Below are 22,330 nucleotides of genomic sequence, written 5' to 3'. Positions count from 1 at the left end.
ATAACGCATAAAAAAACCTCGTCAATCCAATCGGATCGACGAGGTTTCAATATCTGCAGAGGTTCAGCATCCTAAAATGCTAAACCGATTTCGACTAGATGTCGGTGTTAGCGTCAGCTTTTGGAGCTGGAGGTGCATCGCTGCTGCTTTCTGGAACAGGAGCAGGTGCAGGTGCAGCTTCTGGAGCTGGAGCAGCGGCTGCTGCAGCACCAGTGGAAACGCTACCAGGAACGAGAGTTTCGCCTGGAGCAAGGTCGTAGCCTTCGCTGCTTTCGATAGCAACAGGAGCGACATCGCCACCACCACAGCAAGGAGCTGCTGGTGCAGCGTATGCAGCAGGAGCAACTTCGCCACCACAGCAAGGAGCTTCAACAACAGGAGCTGCATCGCAGCAAGTTGGCTCTGCTGCACATCCACAGCTGCTCTTGCGATTGCGAAGCTTGCTGAACAAGCCGCAATGCTTCTTGTGGCCACAGGTTGGCTCTGGGCAGCAAACAGGTGCTGGAGCACAAACAGGTGCTGGCTCGCAGCAAACTGGAGCTGGTGCTGGTTCGCAGCAAACTGGAGCTGGAGCTGGTTCGCAGCAAACAGGTTCAGCGGCACAGCAAGGAGCTGCGTGCTTGGCCTTCAGACGTGAGAACAATCCACCACCACAGCTTTTTTGAACTGCGTAACCGCCACACGACGGTTGATCGCATCCACCGCCGCACTGTTTGGCGTGCAGTCTGCTGAATAGTCCACCGCCATGGTGTCCTGCTTCAGCGGTTTCGCTTGTTACTACTGACGCACCGATTAACAGTGCGAATGCGGCAATGCCGCTCACCACAGTCCGATTCATAAAGATCTCCCAAGTGTTCGGAGTTTGGTGCGATCCGAATTCGCACATCAAATTTATTTAGGCCACAATCCCACGGCCCATCGCGTCGATCCAACCGCCGATAACATCATCGACTACCGAAAGATCATCGAACCGACTCCCAGGCCCCCCACTATTAAAATAGGGGGGATGGGTGGAATTTACGGCCCGCGCAATTTCGCCGCTACAGTAACCTTGGGAAAAATCGTGTCAATCCACCCAATCCAATCCGTCAAAGGATTTTTTGCTTGAATTCGATGGCGGACGAAATCTGGCATTTCATGTGCCGCGGCGTCCAAAATGTGAATCTAGGTAAGCTCGCAGCCAAAATTGTGCGAAAATCCCGCCAAATTGAAGCGTTTTTGGTTGGGATTGTACCGATTTTCCCGGCCAGAGCAGGCCGTTCGGGTGGTGATTGCCCTCAGCAGAATGCGGGGCAAAGCAGTGAACAAAAGGCAACGATAAATTTTGCCGGATTTATTAGCGAGAAAGCTCTTCTGAGCCTGGTTTGGCAGCTTGAGAGGCATTTTCGCCGTCGGTTTCGGAATCTTCGGTTCCCGCCAACAGCTTGGCCATTTCCTCGCCGTTTTCGAAGTCGATCACGATCGGAGGCTCTGTAGGATCAATTTCCATCGCAAGTCCCGAGATCCGCCAACCAGCGGCTTCGCGTTGCACAGCCCAGACGACTTCGAAGTCGTTTTGGGTGCCTTCGGGGCCGGGTTCCGTCCAAATGCTTTGTACCAGCATCGAATTAGGTTCGTTAGGCACTTCACGCGCCTGGGTCACGTTGAATCGAGCATCGGGCGAGCCGATGGGCTGGACCGTGCGACCAATTCGCTTGAGTTCCGATTGAGCTCGCTGAGTCAGCAAATCACCGGCGCCGGAGTCTTCTCCGCCACGACGAACTTGATCTAAGAATTGACTCACGACGTCGGTTGCCGAGGTTTCGGCAGGCGACTTGGTGGATGCGGTAGCAACATTTGTATTGTGCGATGCTTGCTCGGCAACATCCGCTCCGCCGCCACAGCCGACGGTTGCGAAGATTAAGAAAGCAAACAGGGTAGAGTTCAACAAAATCCGGGTCATAGCGAAGGCCATCAAAATGGAGGAAGATCAGGCATGGATTCTGTTAAATAAGAAACCAACCAAGGGGGCGTCAAGGTAGATCCGCAGCGTCAACGACGGGGCCAACATTGCTGAGAGCCGCAACGGAACATGGTCGCCAACCGTATCGAAAAACGAAGCGTGAAGGAAAGACCAAGATCGTCGGTGAGAATGCGAATGACCCATCAATCCACGCCACTTACGAAGTGGACTTCGGATCCGCGTTCAGATTCGGCTACCGCCCGCTATCGCTTTTCCGCACAATAGCCGCTTGGTTTCCGAAACCCATCAACAAAAATTACTTGCCCACGAAATATTGAAAGCAAACGAAGCTCATGCCCTCCAATGAAGACAACGTGATCGCGGTCGATGGACTCCGTGTCGATCTTCGCAATCGATCTCTTGCCGCTTTCTTAGCTTGGTTGCTGCCCGGTGCCGGACATTATTACCAGGGACGAACCAGTAAGGCGGCGATGTTTTTTGTTTGCATCCTTTCCACTTGGGTCCTTGGGTTTGCACTCGGCGGGGGGCATGTGGTTTACGCATCTTGGCAACCAGGCGACAAACGTTGGCATTACTTTCTGCAAGCCGGTGTGGGAGCCGTCGCGTTTCCTGCGTTGGTGCAAGGAAACCGGATGCGGGTGATGACCGAAAATGGACGGACGTTAAATAGTTACGAGCCTATGTGGGGCGGCTTTATGGCTCCACCACGTCGTCCCGTGATTGAAAACAACGCCGATGATGTCTCTGCTTGGTTTGCTCGCCACGGCGCGGGATACGAGATGGGGACTTGGTACACGGTGATCGCAGGGCTACTGAACATCTTGGTGATCTACGATGCTTATGGGGGTCCTCTGTCGGTTCCCATCAGCGGACGCAAAAAAGAAAGCGACGGAGACAAAGAAGGCAGCAAAGACGAAAATCCTGCGTCCGACGCGGATTCCAATACCTAGACTGACATACTGATAGCCAACTACACGGGCTAAGCAGTTAGGCAGGAGTCTATCAGTAAATTGGCCGTTTGGACGCTAGCCACGGTTCCGGCGCTGAACCGGGCCTAGCGTCCAAACGGCTAACGGGATTGTACCCAATATTTCTGCCTACCTGCTTAAAAGCCTGTTGAATCCGAGAATGATGCGAAGCAAATTACTGGCGTAGTCGAAATGCCTCAGTCATTAATTTCACATCTCAAGGATCATCGCGTCTTATTATTTCACATTACACTTTGCAGCGAATTGATTGACGATGCTTTCCATTTCACCCACCTACTTGCTGTACTTTGTGCCTTTGTTGATTTCGATCTCTTTGGTTTTCGGTGCAACTCGCCATGAAGACAATTCGCTGATCATTAAGCACGCGTTGGGTACGGGACGTTGGATCTGTGGATTTATGGCGTTCATTTTTGTGATCCTTTGCATTTTGAATTGGATGATCTAGTGCGAGTTCTGACTCTTGGTGCCGGAACGGTAGGACGCTGGATCGCCGACATTCTTTGTCGTCGTCGACACAGCGTGACGGTGGTCGACAACGATCCTGCAAACGTTCGCCGAATCAACAGCGAATTGGACGTGCGAGCGATCCAAGGCAACGCTTCGCAAAGCACGGTGTTGTTTCAAGCCGACGTGTGCAGCGCCGACATCGTGTTGGCCGTGACCGGGGATGACGAAGTTAACATCGTTGCCGCCAGTATGGCAAAGGCATTGGGCGCACGCCGCAGCATCGCGCGTGTCTACGCGCCGGCTTTTGGTGACCTCAGCACATTTGACTACCAACGACATTTCAATATCGATAGCATCCTGTCGCTTGAACAATTGACCGCGTTCGAGTTGACGCGTGCGATCCGCAATCCCGATGCGATTCCGCTCGAGCACTTTGCGCGTGGACAACTGGAAGTCTACGAGATGCAAATCACCAACAACGCGAGCGCCGCGGGCACTCGGCTTCGTGAACTGAAAATTCCCGGCAATGTCCGTGTCGGCTCGATCGCGAGAGAAGGCCGCATGTGGATCGCCAGCGGCGAAGACGAATTGAAGGCTGGCGACCGGGTCAGCTTGATCGGGATGCCTTCGGCGGTAACCAAGGCGCGAGGAACGTTTGGTGCGGAAGCCGAAGAGGGTCGATCACGAAAACGAATCATGATCGCCGGCGGTGGCGAAACGGGATTCCACTTGGCAGGATCGCTCAGTCCACATGATTACCGAATCGTGCTTTTGGAACGCGACATCGATCGTTGTGATCATCTCTCCAAAACGTTGCCCAACGTCACCGTCATTAATGCGAACGCCAATCGCCGCAGTATTTTGGAAGACGAAGGTGCGGGCACCGTTGACTACTTCGTCGCCTGTACCGGCAACGACGAAAGCAACATTATGGCAGGCGTCGAAGCACGCGAACTCGGTGCTTCGCGAGTGATGTGTGTAGTGGGTCGTCCCGATTACGCGAACGTCGTCGCCAAACTGGGCATCGACCGCGCCGTCAGCGAACGCGACGTCTTGGCTCGCCAAATCCTTGGTTTTTTGAACGAGGGAGCGATCATCTCGCAAAGCCGATTGCCCAGTGGCGAAATCGGCGTCTACGAACTCGAAGTGGTCGAGGGAACTCAAGTGACCTCGGCCACGCTCGCCGATCTTCCCTTGGCTGGACGGTGCTTGATCGCCGCGATCCAGCGAGATGGTTTTGTGCGAGTCCCGCGAGCCGACGATCAATTGAAGCCTGGCGATATCGTCGTTGCGTTGATCGACCAATCCTCGGCCGAAGAGAGTCTCGCAATGTTTAACGCCCCCTCGCGTGGCAAGACAAACTCGCCCTGATGAATGACGCATCCTGCGGCCAACGCTGTGAGTCATTTCGCAGCGGAACTCGTCAAGAGTTTCGGGGGCTACGGCAATGTGCCGAAAGCCGTTGACGACTTTCGCTACGCTAAAGATGTTGCTTTACGGCTTGGCAATGTAGCGATATTGCCCCTGGTTCTGCTCGGCAATTCGCTTCATCCGACTTTCGCCTGCGCGACTGTAATACGCAATCGTATGCACCCGGCTGATCAATCCGCCGGTGTCAAACAGATTGTGTTGCACATTCTTTTCCTTCAGCAACAGTTCGGTTGACTGAGGGAACTCGCCGTCCGAGAGCAAGAAGATCGCGTCGGCTCGCAATCCGAGCACAAACTCGAGCAAATCGTTGGGGTTCCGGCCGCGGTCGGCGCGAATACTCATCGCCCAGCGCTGCAGCGCCGCCTTATTTTGCGGTGTCGCATAAGCACTCCGACGTTCATCTTTTTTGGGATCGCTCAACCGCATGAAGTCTGGATCCGAATCAAAGAAAATCACATAGAACCGTTGGTCGGGACGCAACGCATTGATCGATTTCAGTAACTCGATCCTTGCGGAATTGAAGGCGTCCCCCATGCTCTTGCTGCTGTCGACGAGATAGACAAAATGGTTGCCCCCGCCATCGACTCCACAAAACTGGATCTTGGCATCCGAGTCGCTGGGCTTGGTCAACATCGCTGCCGCCGAGTTGTTGGACTGGCTGAGCATTGCCACAGCCGGGCTGGGCATCGATGGCGGTGGCGGCGGGTTGAAATCGGAAACCGCGATCTCGCCGACAGGGCTCAAGTCGTACTGGATCTCCGATTCGGTTTGCTCCTCGGTCGGCTCGGTTTCCAATTCGCTGCTTTCAAGGGAAAAGGTTTCCATCGATACTTCGGATGCCGAAGGCGCCGAAGCAGATAACGCCACTTGGTCCGACGGCTTGTGTGTTTGCAGTGTGACAACGCCAAGGACGACGAGAATGACCGCATGCACGATCGTGCTGACGATCCAAGCCGCTGGCTTTCGTCGCCGATCCTCGGACGTCACCGCATCGTCGGTCACGACCGCTGAATCAAGCTCCGCGATATCCGCTTTTTCAAACGGTTTCTCACCGCTTTGGATGGTCGAGATCAGCGGGAGCGGTGCATCCAATGCGCTCACAGACTCAGTGGCGGCAGAATCGGCCGTTGCGACGGAAACAGCAGGCTCTTCGCTCGTTTCACCCGCTACCTCATCAAGGTTCACTTCATCCGACGAGACGTCGTCACGGAAGTGAGGCGCAGAAGTTTGGCGGTGGGCAGAGTCGACGCGTAGCTGCGGCGCGGAGGTGTTGGCTTCGCGGGTTTCAGGAGTGGTGGCTTCGGAGGCAGTGGTTTCGGGGGCGGTGGGGTCAATAGTGCTGTTTTCGGTTGCATCGGCTCTCTGCCTCACATCTACCGTGGGCAATTCGGCATCGTGATCGAAAGCTTCGCGAATCTCTTGCCAACTCTGGAACGACGTGGAAGCCAATGCGGCTGCAGGCAACTCCTTTTCCACCTGCTTGGATTCAAGTGGTTCGGAACTAGGTTTTTCGAGCTTCGGGCCCGCATACCAAGTAACATCCGATGAGTTTTGAGCAAGTCCAGAATCGGGTTCTGCAGGCGATTCGGAGTGAGGAGATTCGTTCGATGCGGGTGCAAAACCTGTCTGTTGCAGCGACGCATGACTCTGCACGACGGTGTTGGGGGCAGCTATCGTCGGTGTCTGCTCGGGGTGAGCCCCATCCATCCCACGAAGTTTTAATTCGATCGAGGCCGCTTCGGCATCGCACCGCGCCGCTTGTGCTTCATGACGCGCCGCATCGGCTTCTCGCTGAACTCGAAACAGTTCGAGTTCAAGCGACTCGCGTTCGGAGTCGATTCGCAGTTGCGAAGTGGGTTTGCCTGTGCCGTGCGAGTCAGTAGGTGAACTTAATTGCGTAGGCTCAGTTCGGCTGGCATCCGATGGATGCGGATTAAATTTCGATTCGGGTGAATCGTTTGGCATCAACGCACAAATGCGGTTGGGAAAAGCATCAATCTAGAAAAGGTGTGTGGTTCACACCCCAACCATTGTGAGGATTTTTCACTGTGCTGCAACTAAATTCGTCGGGGATTATTTTGTTGCAGCAAGAGTCGCGACGAGTTTCGGAAATTCCCAAGTGTTGAAAGTTCTCGGTGAGCGTCGCAACCAGGAAATCCAGTCCTGTTGAGATTGCGAATTTTCGGTGTGAGCAACGCCATGATGTTTTGATTAGGCTAATCGAGTAAAACGATGGCTCCTGCCCCTTTTTCTTACCCTCACTTTCCCTCCCGAGAGTTTTGCTGCTATGACCGATCGCCGCCACTTTATTGGACTTGTCAGCACTTCCGCCGTCGGTTTGGCGGTGACCCGCAACGTTGCAACCGCCGCCGCAGCAGAACCGGTTTCCGCAAACAAGAAATACCCCGTTCGTTTTGCGCTCAATATGAGTACGCTGCGAGGACAAAATCTGACTGTCAAAGAGCAGGTCGAAGTGGCCGCCAAAGCGGGCTACGATGGCGTCGAACCATGGATTCGGGATCTAGAAACTCATGTCAAAAATGGCGGTAGTATTGCGGATTTACGAAAGCAGATTGAAGATGCGGGGATGACGGTCGAAAGTGCCATCGGTTTCGCACAATGGATTAACGATGACGACGAACAGCGAAAAGCAGGACTCGAAACGGCCCGCCGCGACATGGAGTTAGTTCGTTCCATCGGGGGGACACGGATTGCCGCGCCGCCCATCGGGGCTCATCAAAAAGACGCGGTATCGCCGCCACTTGAGGTCATCGCCAAGCGTTATCGTGCTCTGTTGGAAGTCGGAGACGAAACCGGAGTCACGCCTCAGTTGGAACTTTGGGGTTTTTCCCCCACGATCAGCACGCTGGGTGAATTGGCGTATGTCGCCACGGCCGCTGAGCACCCCAAGGCATGTGTGCTGCCCGATTTCTATCACATCTACAAAGGCGGCAGCGATTTCGCAGGTCTAGGAATGATCGAAGCCTCGCGGATGCACTGCTTCCACATCAATGATTATCCAGGCGAACCTTCACAGCGCGACATCAGCGACAAAGATCGCGTCTTTCCCGGCGACGGGGTTTGCCCGCTCGTGCCGACGATTCGCTTATTGCTTGACCATGGTTTTCGCGGCACATTTTCACTCGAGTTGTTTAATCCCGAGTATTGGAAGCGCGACGCGTTGGAAGTCGCCCGCGAGGGGTTAGAAAAGTCCAAGCAAGTTGTGGCGGACGCGATCGCCCAAGCGTGATTTAAGTTAGCAAGCGGCTGCGATCCTCAAATGGGTGTCGGTGTCTAGACGATCCTCGGCATCGCTACCTACGATATGCCGTCTGACGAATTTTAAACTCGAATGAAACAAGGATTTATCGCCGTGCCCAACATCGGTCCTATGATCGCAGCGTCCAGCCGGATTGGACTTGCCAACGCCCAACGAATGCTCAAAGACGTCACCCCCGAACAATTTGCTCGCTTCGCCAAGTGCGGTGATACGGTAATCGAATCAAACCATCCCGCGTTTGTTTTCGGGCACTTGAGTCTGTATGCGTCCGAGGTGATCAAGGCGTTGGGGGGCGATGCATCGGCCTACCTGCCAAGTGATGAATTTGTCAAAGTGTTCTCCAAGTCAGCGAAGTGTGTCGACGATCCCGAGGGCAATATCTATCCCCCGATGGACGAGATCCTAAACGCATTCGATACCGGCTACGAAGCCGCGATAACGGCACTCGAAACAGCGGACGACGCTGTCTTGTTAGAGCCGAATCCCAATGAAGCGATGCGAGATCGTCTTCCTACGGCCGGTGCGATGTTGAACTTCTACGTCGGTGGTCACATCACGCTTCACGTCGGCCAAATCAGTGCGTGGCGAAGAGCGTCTGGCTTGGGACCTGCCTAACCACAAGTCTCTGACGCAATCCAAGTGAGCATCTCTACGTGAGCGATTCTGGTTCCGGCAACTCGGCTTCAAGCGATGCTAACTCCCTCGACTTGCCGGTCGCGGAATGTTTGGACTCGATCCTTGCTTCGGCGTCCGAGTCGATTCCTGTGGTATTAAAGGCGCCTCCGGGCGCTGGAAAAACGACGCTAGTTCCACTGGCATTGCTGCAGCGGAAGATCGTCGATGACGGCGAGATTCTATTGATTCAACCGCGTCGCTTGGCCGCACGCGGTGCAGCATCGCGGTTGGCTCATCTGGACCACAGCGAATTAGGTAGCCGCATTGGCTATCACGTCCGCTTTGATCGCTGCACGTCCAAGCAAACGCGGTTGATCGTGATGACGACCGGCATGTTGCTGCGGCGACTTAGCGATGATCCTCTGCTGGAAAACGTCGGCTGTGTGATCTTGGACGAATTCCACGAACGTTCACTCGAGATCGATTCGGCACTGGGGATGCTGTACCGCATTCGCACGACGCTGCGTCCCGAACTAAAACTGATCGTGATGTCGGCCACGTTGGCGACCGAGCCAGTGGCAGCGTTTCTCGGCGATGCCGTTTCGGTGCACAGCGAAGGGCGGGCATTTCCGGTCGACATCGTCCATTCACCTCATCTGTCCAAGCAGCCGATCGATTCGCAAATCATCGAAACGTTGCCCGCAGCACTCGATCGGACCACCGGTCACGTGCTGATCTTTTTGCCAGGGGTGGGTGAAATCCGGCGAACACACCGGATGATCGAAGCAAGCGGGATGGCTGCGGATTGTACTCTGCATGATCTGTACGGCGAGATGAATGCGGCCGATCAAGACGCGGTGCTTTCGGCATCAAAAAAACGCAAAATCATTCTTGCCACCAATGTCGCGGAAACCTCGGTCACAATTCCTGGCGTGACCGCGGTAATCGACAGCGGGCTCGCTCGCGTGATGCGGTTCAATCCCGCCGTGGGGCTTCCGGTGCTTCGTTTGGAACCGATTTCCCAGGCCTCGGCGGACCAGCGTGCAGGGCGAGCCGGGCGAACCGAAGCGGGAGTTTGTTTCCGGCTTTGGCCGCTGGCTGCCCATCGATCGCGTCGGCTGCACGATTCGCCCGAAATCGAGCGTGCGGACTTTAGCTCCGCCGCCTTGATGTTGGCGGGTTGGGGCGAACGTGATGCATTGGATTTTCCATGGTTGACTCCGCCGTCAAACGAGACGGTTGATCGAGCCAAACGGTTGTTGGTCTCGCTAGGCGCAATCGATGACGCTGGTGCATTATTGCCGGTCGGTCGACGCATGATGCGATTACCACTGCATCCCAGGATTGCTCGATTCCTCGTCGCCGCTGATGATTTCGGAGTGGTTTCCGACGCGACGCTCATTGCGGCGCTGTTGAGTGAACGCAGTCCGTTTCGCTCGCAGGCATTAAGTCTGTTTGACCAGATTGAAAAATTGAAACGCTTTCTCGATGGAGATACTCGTATCGAGATCGATCGTGGGGCAGCGAAACAAATCCAGCGAGTTGCCAAACAAATTCGCCGAATTTTGGGGGCGGCGGATAACTCGCAGCAGCACTCAGGTGATAACCAGGCATTGCAACAATGTTTGCTGGCGGCCTATCCCGATCGCGTCGCGCGTCGACGAAGCCACGACAGCGACCGTGGGGTGATGGTAGGCGGCCGCGGTGTGCAGCTTGCCAATGGGGCGCTGGCTCACGAAGCAGGAACGCCCTCGAAATACTTTGTGTGTATCGATGTCGACGATCGCGGATCCGAAGCGATGGTGCGAGTCGCGGTACCGATCGAGCTGGAGTGGCTCGACGCGTCCCAGGTTCGTACGGTCGATGAGCCTTTTTATGATCCCGCAAAACAAGTCGTCATCGCACGAAGACGGCAATACTTTCATGACCTCGTTCTTAGTGAATCACCGATCGAGTGTCAGCCCAGTCCCCATGTGGCGACGGTATTGACCGATGTGGTGCGAGGTGATATCCAGTCGCTGCTGACCGATAAAAACGAAGCAGCGCTGGCATTTTTACAACGAGTACGCTTTTTGCACTCGCAGATGCCGGACTTAGAGATTCCCAAGCTTGACGACGCCGCCGTGCAAAGCGTGCTCGAGCAACTGTGTCAATCGATGACGTCGCTAGCCCAGCTTCGCCGGGCGGCTTGGCTGGATCATTTCAAAGGAGTGTTCGACTATGCTCAGCAGCAACTGATCGAACGTCACGCTCCCGAACGAATCAGCGTTCCCAGTGGCAACACGGTGCGTGTCGAATACGCTGAGGGCAAGCCGCCCGCAATCCATGTCAAATTGCAAGAGTTGTTTGGCTGGACCGACACGCCACGTATCGCTGGCGGCAAGGTGCCGCTGCAACTGCACTTGCTCGGTCCAAATCGTCGCCCGCAACAGATCACCGATGATTTGAATAGTTTCTGGAAGACAACCTACCCGGTGGTCCGCAAGGAACTGCGTCGCCGCTATCCCAAACACTTTTGGCCCGAAGACCCGCTGACCGCGAAAGCCACGCACAACGGTTTAAAGCCAAGAGATTGATCTCGCCCCTCTGTAAGATTGGGTTAATCATTTTCATCCGTGGGCATTATGACCGGTTTCACGCCCAAGGTTTCGACCAGGATCGCGTAGAACGCGGGAACCACGATCAGCGTCAGGAACGTTGTCAGTAACAAACCGACAATCATGCACCAAGCGAGTCCCTCCCAAAGCGCCCCGCCACTGAGTGCCAACGGGATCAAACCGCCCACCGTGGTCGCCGTGGTTAGGAAGATCGGCAGCATCCGCTGCTTACCTGCGTCGATCAAACACTCACGGAACTCGGCAACGCTGAGACCGACGATCGGTCCATCAGCGGTTCCCGCACTCGCTTTCTCGCTCGCTCGCTGGGCGATCAAGATATCGGCAAACTCAACAAAGATGATCGCGGTATTCAAAACGATCCCGAACAAAGCCAAAATCCCAAGCTGGGGCATGAACCCGAGCGATTCATCAAACAAAAACAACCCCAACCATGCTCCCGCCAACGCCAAAGGCAGCGTTGACAAGATGATCAGCGGCTTGGACCAACCGTTGTACTGAAAAATCAAACACAACACGATCAGCACAAATGAGATCGCAAACGACATCATCATTTGCCCGCCGGCTTCGGCACTCTCTTCAAACGCGCCGCCGGGCTCGATCCAGTAACCAACCGGCAAACTCTCACTCAGTGCCTTCATCTCTTTGCTTTTGAGCAACCGAGAAACGACGTCATTGCCAGTCACGCCGGGCTCCATTCGCGAACTGACTTCGATAGTCCGGTTCATGTTGCGGCGGGCGATCTTGGCCAATACGAAGGTGGTTTCCAGACTCGCGATCGACGACAACGGCACCTTACCAAGATCCCCTTCGACGAACGATTCTTGCAGTCCGCGAATCGATTCACGTTGATTGGGTTTTAGCCGGAAATAGACCGGAACTTCGTGATCTCCTTCGCGAAACGTTGTCAATCGCAGCCCCGAGTAGTACGAGTTCAACGTGCGAGCGACTTGCGAGTTCGTCACGCCGGCCAATACGGCACGATCCTGGTTCACATCAACGCGAACTTGGTAACCATCGACGCCCCAGGAGTCGTTGACGTCCCAAGTTTCCGGTTGTTCTTCGACGAGTTTCTTCAAATGATTTGCAGCGGAACGCAGAATCGCGGGATCGGCAAACCCGTTCCCCGCGACACGAAAAACCAACGGGTCGGCGGGCGGCCCCAACGCCAATTGCACCGGAACCACGCGTGCGCCGACGATCGGCTGGATCCCCAGTTCCTCATCGCCTCGTTCGGCGATCTCACGCACTCGCTGTGCATAGTGAGTCGTCACGGAGCTGTCGGTCGTGCGAACCAAAATTTCAGCATACGTGCGAGTCTTTGGTTCGGGACTCCAGCCGAGGTGCCAACGCGAGCCGCCGCCGCCCACCATGGTCCGAAACGCTCGCAATCGAGCAGGACTGTAATCGCTCGCGGCCCCCAACTTTTGCACGATTGTTTCCACTTGCCGGGCCACTGCATCGGTTTGCTTGATCGTGGCCGTTTCCGGCAAGATGATTTTCACGGCGAATTGAGTGCCATCGGCTTCGGGAAAAAACTCGGAACCGACCGGCAACGTCATGATGCCGACGATCAACAACAACGTTGCTAGCGCGGTTCCCCATTTCGCTCGCACGGCCAACCGTCCGATCACTCCGTAAACACGGTACGTCCAGTTTTCCGAGAAGACTTTGCCCGCAGCGTTGCTTGCGGAACCGGAGTCACGCGTCTTACGCGAGCGGCGGCGAAAGCGTGAACCCAAGCGGCCCATCGCCGAGAATGCATTCACCACGGGCGAACCCGACTCGTCACCCTGGGGCGCCCGAATGAACATGCCTGCCAAAATCACACACAACGTCATCGCCAATAACCAGCTGAGTGCCAGCGTCGTGGAAACCGTGATCGGCAAGCTATAGACGTATTCCTTACCGCCTCCTTCGAGTGAAAACAACATCGGAATGAATGCAGCCATCGTCGTTAGCGTTCCGACCAACATCGGAATTGCGAGGGTATTGGCTCCCTCAATCGCCGCGGGAAAAGGCCGCATCCCGGCAATTTGATTCGTGCGAGCTTGGTCACAAACTTGAACCGCGTTGTCGACCAACAAGCCAAGCGAAATAATCAGAGCCGCAAGCGAGATCTGTTCCAATTGGACACCCAATGGAGCAATCAACCCCACCGCGATCACGACGACAATCGGAATGTTCGCCGCCATCACAAACGAAGTGCGAAAACCGACGACCAAATAGACAACCACCACCACGATCAACACGGCTTCGATCACATTGATGATCACATCGTGTATTTTCTTCGCCACACTTTCGCTTTGGTCCGAGACCGGGGTGACCGCGATATCGGGCGGCAGTCGTTGCTCGACATCGGCCAACATTCGCACCCGAGCTTTGGCTGCGTCACAAACGTCAATAATGTTCGATCCCGATTTCATCGTGATCCCCAACATCACAGCGGGAGTCACCCCCGACGAATCGCCGAAACGACAGATGTAATCTGCGGGATCCTCGAAACCTCGCGTCACCGTCAAACCAAGCTCGGCAAGCGGGACGCTGTTATCGCCACCGTTGGTGCGGACGGTGCTGGCGATCTGCTGAATCTCTTGAACCGCATTAAACTCACCGCCCGTTTTGACGGCATAGTGGCCCGATTCGGTGTCTAGCTCGCCTCCGGCCTCGATGATATTTCGTTCGCGAGCCAACGTTTCAAGCTGTTCCGTCGTCAAACCTAGCTGTGACCAATTGGCAAGTCCCGTTTCGATATAGATCGCTTCATCCCGCTCGCCAAACATTTCGACTTTGGCTACGCCCGGCAACAGCCGCACTGCGTCTTGAACCTCTTCGGCATAGATTTCCAAATCACGAGGCGAATAGAGATCTTGTTCGCGAACGTGCTCACGTCCATGCGATGGCGTCTGGTGTACCGCCAGCAATAACACCGCAGTATCGCCAAATTCATCGTTGACGACGGGGATGATGTCGGGCTCGGGCATCGGCACGGTTTGCACGCGTGCGCGGACCTTGTCCCAAACATTCTGAATATCGGCGGGTGCGATGCTGTCTTCCAATTCGACAAAAATCGTCGACTGGCCCGTCAACGTCGTGGACCGCGTAAAATCGACCTCCTCGATGCTGATCAAACTCTGTTCGATTTTATCGGTGATCAATTCCTCGACGGTTTCCGCAGGCGCCCCCGGCCACGAGGTCGAAACAACACACACGCGAATCGTAAACTCGGGATCTTCGCGACGCGGAATAGTGACATAGGTAAATGCGCCGCACACCATCGCGAGCAATACGACCGAAATCACGATAGGGCGATACTTGACCGCCAATGCAGGGAGTGACATTACAACGACTCCGATTCAACGATGTCCATTGCTGGCACACTCAGGGGCACGTCGTTCTCAGTTGTGTCGGCTAACGCGGTTTGCACAATTCGCACCTCTTCACCGTCACGCAAATAGTGGACGCCTCCGACGATGAATTGCATCCCGTCGGCTAATTCGGGCGACTGAATCTCGACAACCGAACCAGCATCCAGATTCTCGGCTTGCTTCTGCTGAACGGAAATTTTTTTCGCAATACCGTCTTGGGTGACAAACAAGAACGTCTCGCCCGATTCTTCGTAAATCGCATTGATCGGCACATGGAAACCGAACTCTGCATCGTTGCTAGAGAGATCAACGGAGACCAGATCGCCGGGTCGCAGCATCCACTGGGCTCCCGCGTCCAACACCACCGATTCGCCATCCCAGTCGGACGCGGCGGAGGGGCCCTTTTCCAATTCGCCAATGTAGATCGTGTCTAGCGAAAGCGTTTCGTTGCCGCCATCGTCATCCAAGAACGACACCGATCGAAAGACCCAATTGCCCAGAAACGGAATCCGTAAATCATTTTCAATCAAACGTTGACGTTCGACTTTTAAGATTTTCGGCAGAACGTCGTTCAGCTTTGCATTGGTCACGCGATAAACGAAGGCACCTTCGTCATCATGATGGATCGATTTCTCTTCGACGAGCGTTACCTCGGCGGGGGTTCCCATCATGCGATTGAGTTTCAGCGGCCAAATATCTTCGGACCTAGCCACGGTGTCCTCTGAAATGGAGTCCGGCAAATTGTCGCGAAACTTTTCGTTCAGCAGCAGCAGCGTCATCGTAAAAGTGCGCGTGGTCGGATCGGCGCTGGGCGCGATGCTGTAGACAAACGCATTGACGTGCCGCATCGTGCCATCAGGCAATTCAAACGAGGCAGGCAAGTTTCGCCGCTGACGGATTTGACGTGATTGATGTGATGACAACTCGACTTCGACCTTGATCGGGTTGGACATTTGTAGCCTCAGCACCGGCGATCCTGCGGTGACGACGCTGCCGGGCACCACCATCACCTCGGCGATCTGGCCTTGATACGAACCGTAAAGCGTGGTGTTTTTCAGGTCTCGCTCGGCATCTCGCAGCACTTGTTGGGCGCGACGGATTTCGGATGCTGCGGACTTCAATTCCGCGCGAGCCTGCTTCTCGCTAGCCTCGAGTGATCGCAACGCTGTCTTCCGCGTTTGCACCAAATTCTCTGCCTGGTCGAACTCGGATTGTGATGCCGCTTGTTGCGCATTCAGTTTTTTCATCCGCTGGAATTCGGTTTGTGCTAAATCCAAATCAGCTTTGGCCGACTCGATCTCCACCGGCAACGCCTCGTCCAAACGAATCTCGATACTCTCTTTTTTACGTTCAGCAACCTCGACGTCCGCCTCCGCCGACTCGACCGCGATGTCGTATTGAGCCGTTTCAATTTGGGCGAGCGGCGTGCCTGATTGAATTGGTTTTCCATCGGGATCAACGATCCGGCCGTCCACGTCCAATCCAGGCTCGAGCACCCACTCCAACCGCCCGGAGACTTCAAAACCGAGGTCTTCGGTCTTCCACGACTTGACGCTTCCAGACGCCCTAAAGGACGACGGAGGCATCGCTTTTACTAGCGTCATTACCGTCACCGGTTGAGCCGCCTTGTCGACAAATTCCATCGCTGGTTTCTGGCATCCCAATACTACGACGCAACCACACGTCACAAGGAACAGGCACCATCCACTGCGTTTCCCAGAACGCGTTAGTCTATTTTGCATCGGAGTTTCCGTTTTCGCTGGGTTGCAATAATTTGACGAGCGTTCGCTGAAGCAGCGGTGCAAAGTCGACACGAAAGTCACTGTATCTTGGTTCTTCGAGGACGGCCGCGAGTTGATCGCTGGGGTGGGCAATGGGCCATAACCCGGCCACCACCGAGTGATACTGAATCAAAAAATCCTTGGCTGCGGCGAGTGACAACTGAGGCAACGATTGATGAATCACCGCCACAAAACGATCGGTCGGTTCCAATAGCGACTCTTTGAATTCCGTAATCGCTTGGTCCGACAGATTGCGTTCGAGCACCACCGCGAGCACCACCTTCAAGCGGCATAACCGGGGACGCGACGTCAGTTCGTCGACCAGTGCTGAAGCGACACGCTCGGGTGTAGGTTTGCGGAGGCGTTCGAGACGTTTCTCGAGGCTCTCGAGCCACGACTGCAGCTCGTGACCGTAGAGCGACAGAAACACTTCTTCCTTGGTTTTGACGTAGTGATACAGACTCGCCTTGCCCACTCCTGCACGCTGGGCGACATCCCGCATCGAGATTTGCGAAAGCTCTTTCTCGTCGAAAAGAGACGCTGCGGCATCCAAAATCGCGGTCATTCGCTCGGCTTTTTGTGCCGGTTTCCTCGCTCGCTGCCAATTCATTTTGTGGAACTCCCGTTACCTCACCCCAAAACACGACCGCCGGTCCACTATTTATCGACCACCGGTCGACAATAGTTTAGTCGGGTTCCCTCGATCCTGTCTAGAGCAGCATCGAAACGTACGACTGAGGTGAGCCGACGGCCGTAAGGCCTCGGGTAATGCGTGGGACTCGGCCGCTCACGCGTCACGGCTCACTGAATCAGCAGAGTTAGCGGAGCAATAACCGAAAATTCGCGCAACCGGAAACGACTCCAAGCCCAACGAACGGGCAACCGGGGATTCCGCCCAATGCCATCTGCGCTGCAAGAGCGGCGGCGAAAGCCGCCATGAAACTAGGGTGCTGGCAGGACGACGGGGGTAAAGGGCCAGACCTGGGGGATGATCAGCATCGAAACCACAAACACAATGATGCTTAATGGGAAGCCGAATCGTACGTAGTCGCTAAAACGATAACCGCCGACACCGTAAACCATCGTGTTGGTTTGATAACCGATCGGCGTCAGAAAGCTTGCCGAAGCTGCGATCATCACCGCGATGACAAAGGGGGCCGGGTCGACACCCAATTTGCCTGCCGTGCTGACCGCAATGGTAAACATCAACACGGCCGCAGCGTTGTTGGTGATCAGCTCAGTACAGATCATCGTGGCGATAAAGATCGCCGCCAGCGAACCGAGATTATCACCCTGGGCAATGCTGAGCATGCCGTTGGCGATGGCATCGGCCGCTTTGCTTTGCCGGAGCGATTCGCCAATTCCGATGGCCGCGCCGATCACGATCAGCACCGACCAATCGATACTTCGACGTGCCTCCGATGCAGTGCAGCAGCGGAACACGATCATGGCAATCGCCGCGATTAGGGCCGAGGTCATGATCGAAACAGGCGTCAACGTTGCAGCGACAACCATGGCGAGCATGACACCGATCGACAACCAAGCGAGCTCTGGACGGCGGACCGCTCCTTTTTCAACGGTGCTGACCAGATAAAAGTCATGCGACTCGCGGCGTCGATGCAGAAACGAAGGCGACGCTTCCAGTAGCAACACGTCGCCTACCTCTAACCGCACATCACCGATCTTGCCGGTCAATCGTCGCCCACCGCGAGCGACCGCGACAACGGCCGCGTTGTAATGCGAGCGAAATTTGCCTTCGCGAATGGTCTTGCCTAACATGGCGCAGCGCGAGCTGACGACCGCTTCGACAAGCGTCCGTTGCCACGTTGGCACACGCAGTTTACGCGCTTGACCGTCGGGAATCGTCAAGCCACGGATCTTTCGCATATCGACGACGCTATCGAGGGCGCCGACGAGAATCAAAACATCATTGGCCCGCAAGACCTCATTCGGTTTAGCGGCTGCGATAACCCCATCCTCACGCTGGATCTCAGCAACGTACAACCCCGGCAAATGCCGAAGCCCTGCCTCTTGCAGCGTGCGTCCGACCAGCGGTCCCGAGTGATCGACTTCCATTTCGACGGTGTATTGTCGCGGGTCATCCGAAACACTAACAGCCGCCTGACGCTCGGGCAGCAACCAGCGGGCGCAAACAATGATGTAGATCAAACCCACAATCGCGGCGGGAACGCCAACGGCAGCGGGCTCGAAAAACGCCATCTGATTGCCGTTGAGCTGTTCGTACTTGTCTTTGATGATCAGATTGGTGCTGGTCCCCATGATCGTGCACATTCCGCCCAGAATCGCGGCGTATGACAATGGCAGCAGCAACCGACTGCTGCTGACAGAGACGCGTTTACTCAAGTCACCAACGACGGGCATCAGCGCCGCAACCAACGGCGTGTTGTTCAAAAAACCGCTCAGCGCAGCGACGGGAACAAGCAGTCGGACTTGCGCATCGAAAAGGGTCTTGGCCTTGCTAAGCAGCCACCCGGTGGCAAGTTCGGTGCCACCGGTAAACTCGAGTCCCGCGACCACTGAAAACAGCAGAGCGACGGTGATCAAGCCTTTGTTGCCGAAACCCGCGACCGCCTCTTCGGCGGTCGGTAATAACGTCGATCCACTGATTTCCTGGGCTAACATAATCAGCCCCAGGAACATCAAGGCAAGCAAGTCGGTTGCCGCCACACGCATCGCGAGACACACCAGCAGTGAGCCAGCGATGATGACGGTAAACCATGCTTCCCAAGTCACCATGGATACGGACTATGCTCGCTCAGGAAAAAACTTTTGCAACGTTGCATCACTTGGCGGTTTAGTGACAAGCGAAACCACAACGATGGCCACGGCAGATGCTAAAAACATCGTCGCTACCGGCATCGTGTGAATGACTTCGTCACCCCAAGGAATATCGACCGACCAGTTATCGATCTTGGCAAAATTGGATTTCGCAAACAAGACACACCAAGTGGCAAACGCGGTGATCACACCAGCATAGGCACCCCATTTGGTTAGCCCACGCCAATAAACCGCCAGCAACGCGAGCGGAAATAGGCTGCTAAATCCACTGAAGCACCAAATACCTAACTGGAACACGCGTGCTTGAGCCACGTCGGTCAAGCTAAGAGCGAACGTGATCGCAACGACCGCCACGATGAAGCATCGCGAGATCAAGACAATTTGTCGATCTGTAAAACGGTCTTTGCCAGCGTAGTGGACCACGATATCGGTCGTGAACATGGTTCCGATGCAGAGGAATTGACTATCCAGGCTGGACATGATCGCCGCCAGAATCCCAGCCAGCAAAAAGCCTCCGAGGACATCGCCCGAAAGCGACTTGACCATGAACCCGAGCACCTTGTTCGGCTCCGCAGCAATCGGTGGAGGAATATTAATCAGCCCGCTGGTGGCCCAAACTCCGATCAACACGCACGGGATCCAGACAATCATGATGAAGACCGGGTGTACTACCACCGGCAACTTGAACGCCCGACCACTCTTGGCGGTCAACCAGTGCTGGAACAAGTGAGGGAACATCCCCACCGAAAAGGGAATCAGCATGTAGGTAAAGAACAACCACGGATCCATTTTTTCGCGGGTCCGGAACTGAGCAGGTGCCTCGACCGATTCAATTTGATCCGAGAGCGTCACTTCGGCTCGCACACGTCTCGCCCTCGGTATCTCTTGGCTGACAATATGTAAGGCGTCTAAGAACCCGGTCGGAGGTTCGGTGCGAACGATCCGTTCGCCGTCACGCATTTCGTGGGCACGTCCGTCGGCAACCGATTTTTCGGCAAGGTTGGTTGCGATCAAATAGAACGCCACAACGCCCAGAATCATAAACACGATCGTTTGAAACGTGTTCGCCCACGCCGTGCCTCGCATGCCGCCAAAGAAAACGTAGATCAGCACGACCACGCAGATCACCAACTCGGTCAACCACGGAGGAATGCCCCCGTTCTCGGTCAAACCCGGGAAATCGCCGCGAGTCGCTCCCTCGATCGCCTTTCCAGCCGACACGACGCCGACCAACAAATAGGGAACCACCAGGGCGACAAGAATCGGGAACAACACCAACCCGATGTTGTTGCTTTCCAAGCGGTCACGAAAGAACCCAACTTGGGTGGTGTATCCGTATTTTTTACCCCACGACCACAGCTTCACGCCCAGGACGAAAAAGCACAACGAGTGGATAATGCCCGACGAGGAGGCCAGCATGGCGTAGACCCCCACACCTTCGGAAAAGGCCTCGCCGGTGGACCCAACCAGTGCAAAACCGGTCATCGTGGTCCCGAACAGCGACATTAGCAGCAGGAACGGGCCAATCGAATGGCTCGCCAGCATGTAATCTTTCGACGTTCCTTTGAACAATCGCGACGAAAACAGACCGAGGCACAGCAACATCCCCAGGTACACACCAATAATGGTGACTTTGATCATTCCTGGACTCATACTGCACTCTCCTCGGTTTCCGTGGCCGACATTGCATCATCTTCGAGGTGCTGGGGCCAAGCGAACGTGGCGGCCAGGAACCAAACCACACTTGCTGCAATCGAAATTGCGGCATGATAGGCAAGCGTGAATGGCAGAAAACCGAAAACTAATCGGTCATTGCCCCAATTCCAGACATCTTGGTGGATCACCACCAAGAAGAGAATGAGGCCCCAAATGAGATATTTCATGACACGCACTCTAGGTTGGATGGGCAGCGAGTACAGAGGGAGGGTGAATTTGAGCTTCGCATTGTAGTCGAATTCCTAGCAGGAATAAGATGACGTACCTGGGCTCTATTTTTTATCTTGCCACGTGCCTCAGCTCACTGTTTCGATTGCACAGACGGCAAAACAGCGAGTCCCCAAATTCCAACGCCACGCGGGGTACGGCTTGACCAAAACATTGTCTTTCTGCAACCGATGCAATAACACTGCAGGATTCAATCCGGTAAAGAAGTTGCGGTTTGCAACGGCGTGGTGCACGAGCGATTGAAGTTGGTCGTCAGAGACGTGCAGCAACTCGGGCAGGGTGTCCGAGGAGACAAAGTCGGTGATGAGCAGACTTTTCCCATGACCGCCGGTCATGGCACTGAGCTGGGCCAAATGGCCATCGCGAACCGCCAGCACCAACTCGGCGGACCGCGGATGGTCCGGCCCGATCGCAATGAAGACGGAATCGATCAACTGAGACAACAGGCAGGTCGAAACCACGACGTCCCATTGCCCAAGATCGATCTGGGGCGGTAAATCGCGGGCCATCAACGCCAAAGCATCGAGCGTTTGCTCCGATACCGACGGTTCAGCGTGAAGTGAATCGAGATGCGACAGAACGCACGACAGATCGACTCCGGCGTGGAGCGTCATTCGGCTGGCAGCCATCGCGGACAGACCATCGACGCATCGCCGAAGCGCAGTGTCGTCGAGGTCAACCAAACCAATCTCGTCAAAACGCCTCGCCAAAACTTCGAGATCGACATCGTTCCCGTTGCCGACGCCAAGCAAGCAGAGACGGCGATGTGACGTGCTTGCGGTATTTGCGATCAGCTCTGTGACTTGACGCCGATGCTCGGCAAAGGCATCTCGGTCGCCGCGAGTGCACTGGTTTCGCTCGAAGTGAACGCGAGCGATCGGTGATGGCGAAGAAGTCATGTCAAAAAACAAACGCGAGAAGGGCTGCAGAATAGAACATCAACACAATCGAGTGTATCGAAACTATACTGTTCCCGATCGAGCCTGCGGAACTGCGGGTAAATCTCTCCGAAAAATCCCTCCCCATAAATTGCTGTTTGACCGACATGAGACGACTCGCTCTTCGATTAGCTTGCTCCCTTTTCCTGTGGACACTCAC

General features: G+C 55.2%; 16 protein-coding genes. 6 read left to right on the top strand and 10 right to left on the bottom strand.

Annotation, left to right across the window (positions count from 1 at the left end; all coding sequences use genetic code 11):
• Positions 1-63 precede the first annotated feature (63 nt).
• The gene (locus SH528x_RS02720) at positions 64-603 is read right to left on the bottom strand and encodes a hypothetical protein (RefSeq protein ID WP_442508999.1); all 540 of its coding nucleotides are present in this window, start codon (positions 601-603) and stop codon (positions 64-66) included.
• A 733-nt stretch (positions 604-1,336) separates the two neighbouring features.
• A complete protein-coding gene (locus tag SH528x_RS02715) occupies positions 1,337-1,942 on the bottom strand; it encodes a hypothetical protein (protein WP_442508998.1) in 606 nt (201 codons plus the stop codon).
• 353 nt (positions 1,943-2,295) lie between these two features.
• Here SH528x_RS02715 and SH528x_RS02710 point away from each other — a divergent pair, with 353 nt between their 5' ends.
• The 3 genes from SH528x_RS02710 (at position 2,296) to trkA (ending at position 4,770) form a co-directional block, all read left to right on the top strand.
• Complete coding sequence (locus tag SH528x_RS02710; protein WP_442508997.1) at positions 2,296-2,913, top strand: DUF6677 family protein; 618 nt, start codon at positions 2,296-2,298, stop codon at positions 2,911-2,913.
• 292 nt (positions 2,914-3,205) lie between these two features.
• Complete coding sequence (locus SH528x_RS02705) at positions 3,206-3,397, top strand: hypothetical protein (RefSeq protein ID WP_442508996.1); 192 nt, start codon at positions 3,206-3,208, stop codon at positions 3,395-3,397.
• The gene (gene trkA / locus SH528x_RS02700; protein ID WP_442508995.1) at positions 3,397-4,770 is read left to right on the top strand and encodes a Trk system potassium transporter TrkA; all 1,374 of its coding nucleotides are present in this window, start codon (positions 3,397-3,399) and stop codon (positions 4,768-4,770) included. The genes SH528x_RS02705 and trkA overlap by 1 nt, the downstream gene beginning before the upstream one ends.
• A gap of 123 nt (positions 4,771-4,893) precedes the next feature.
• Here trkA and SH528x_RS02695 read toward each other — a convergent pair whose 3' ends face one another.
• Entirely contained in the window at positions 4,894-6,795 is a 1,902-nt protein-coding gene (locus SH528x_RS02695) for a hypothetical protein (RefSeq protein WP_442508994.1), read from the bottom strand.
• A gap of 322 nt (positions 6,796-7,117) precedes the next feature.
• On the opposite strand from SH528x_RS02695, the gene SH528x_RS02690 reads away from it, so the two are divergent.
• From SH528x_RS02690 to hrpB, 3 genes are all read left to right on the top strand, one after another.
• Positions 7,118-8,080 (top strand): sugar phosphate isomerase/epimerase family protein, encoded by a 963-nt coding sequence (locus tag SH528x_RS02690; protein ID WP_442508993.1) that lies wholly within the window; start codon positions 7,118-7,120, stop codon positions 8,078-8,080.
• 102 nt (positions 8,081-8,182) lie between these two features.
• On the top strand, positions 8,183-8,725 hold the full coding sequence (locus SH528x_RS02685) for a DinB family protein (protein WP_442508992.1): 543 nt from the start codon (positions 8,183-8,185) through the stop codon (positions 8,723-8,725).
• Between the two features lie 38 nt (positions 8,726-8,763).
• The gene (gene hrpB / locus SH528x_RS02680; protein ID WP_442508991.1) at positions 8,764-11,301 is read left to right on the top strand and encodes an ATP-dependent helicase HrpB; all 2,538 of its coding nucleotides are present in this window, start codon (positions 8,764-8,766) and stop codon (positions 11,299-11,301) included.
• 23 nt (positions 11,302-11,324) lie between these two features.
• Here the strand turns inward: hrpB and SH528x_RS02675 are convergent, their stop codons facing one another.
• The 7 genes from SH528x_RS02675 to SH528x_RS02645 form a co-directional block, all read right to left on the bottom strand.
• Positions 11,325-14,681, bottom strand: coding sequence for an efflux RND transporter permease subunit (locus SH528x_RS02675; protein ID WP_442508990.1), 3,357 nt, complete (start codon positions 14,679-14,681; stop codon positions 11,325-11,327).
• Entirely contained in the window at positions 14,681-16,450 is a 1,770-nt protein-coding gene (locus SH528x_RS02670; protein ID WP_442508989.1) for an efflux RND transporter periplasmic adaptor subunit, read from the bottom strand. The genes SH528x_RS02675 and SH528x_RS02670 overlap by 1 nt, the downstream gene beginning before the upstream one ends.
• Entirely contained in the window at positions 16,440-17,099 is a 660-nt protein-coding gene (locus SH528x_RS02665) for a TetR family transcriptional regulator (RefSeq protein ID WP_442508988.1), read from the bottom strand. The genes SH528x_RS02670 and SH528x_RS02665 overlap by 11 nt, the downstream gene beginning before the upstream one ends.
• A gap of 332 nt (positions 17,100-17,431) precedes the next feature.
• Entirely contained in the window at positions 17,432-19,246 is a 1,815-nt protein-coding gene (locus tag SH528x_RS02660; RefSeq protein ID WP_442508987.1) for an SLC13 family permease, read from the bottom strand.
• A gap of 9 nt (positions 19,247-19,255) precedes the next feature.
• Positions 19,256-20,941 (bottom strand): sodium:solute symporter family protein, encoded by a 1,686-nt coding sequence (locus SH528x_RS02655; protein WP_442508986.1) that lies wholly within the window; start codon positions 20,939-20,941, stop codon positions 19,256-19,258.
• The gene (locus SH528x_RS02650) at positions 20,938-21,171 is read right to left on the bottom strand and encodes a DUF3311 domain-containing protein (protein WP_442508985.1); all 234 of its coding nucleotides are present in this window, start codon (positions 21,169-21,171) and stop codon (positions 20,938-20,940) included. Before SH528x_RS02650 ends, SH528x_RS02655 begins: the two co-directional genes overlap by 4 nt.
• Before the next feature lie 129 nt (positions 21,172-21,300).
• Positions 21,301-22,131 carry a hypothetical protein gene (locus SH528x_RS02645; RefSeq protein WP_442508984.1) on the bottom strand — a complete coding sequence of 277 codons (831 nt, stop codon included), beginning with the start codon at positions 22,129-22,131 and terminating at the stop codon, positions 21,301-21,303.
• Positions 22,132-22,330 lie beyond the last annotated feature (199 nt).

The organism is Novipirellula methanifontis (genome assembly GCF_052161655.1).
Classification (GTDB): Bacteria; Planctomycetota; Planctomycetia; order Pirellulales; family Pirellulaceae; genus Novipirellula.
This window is presented reverse-complemented; position numbering and strand designations above follow the sequence as displayed.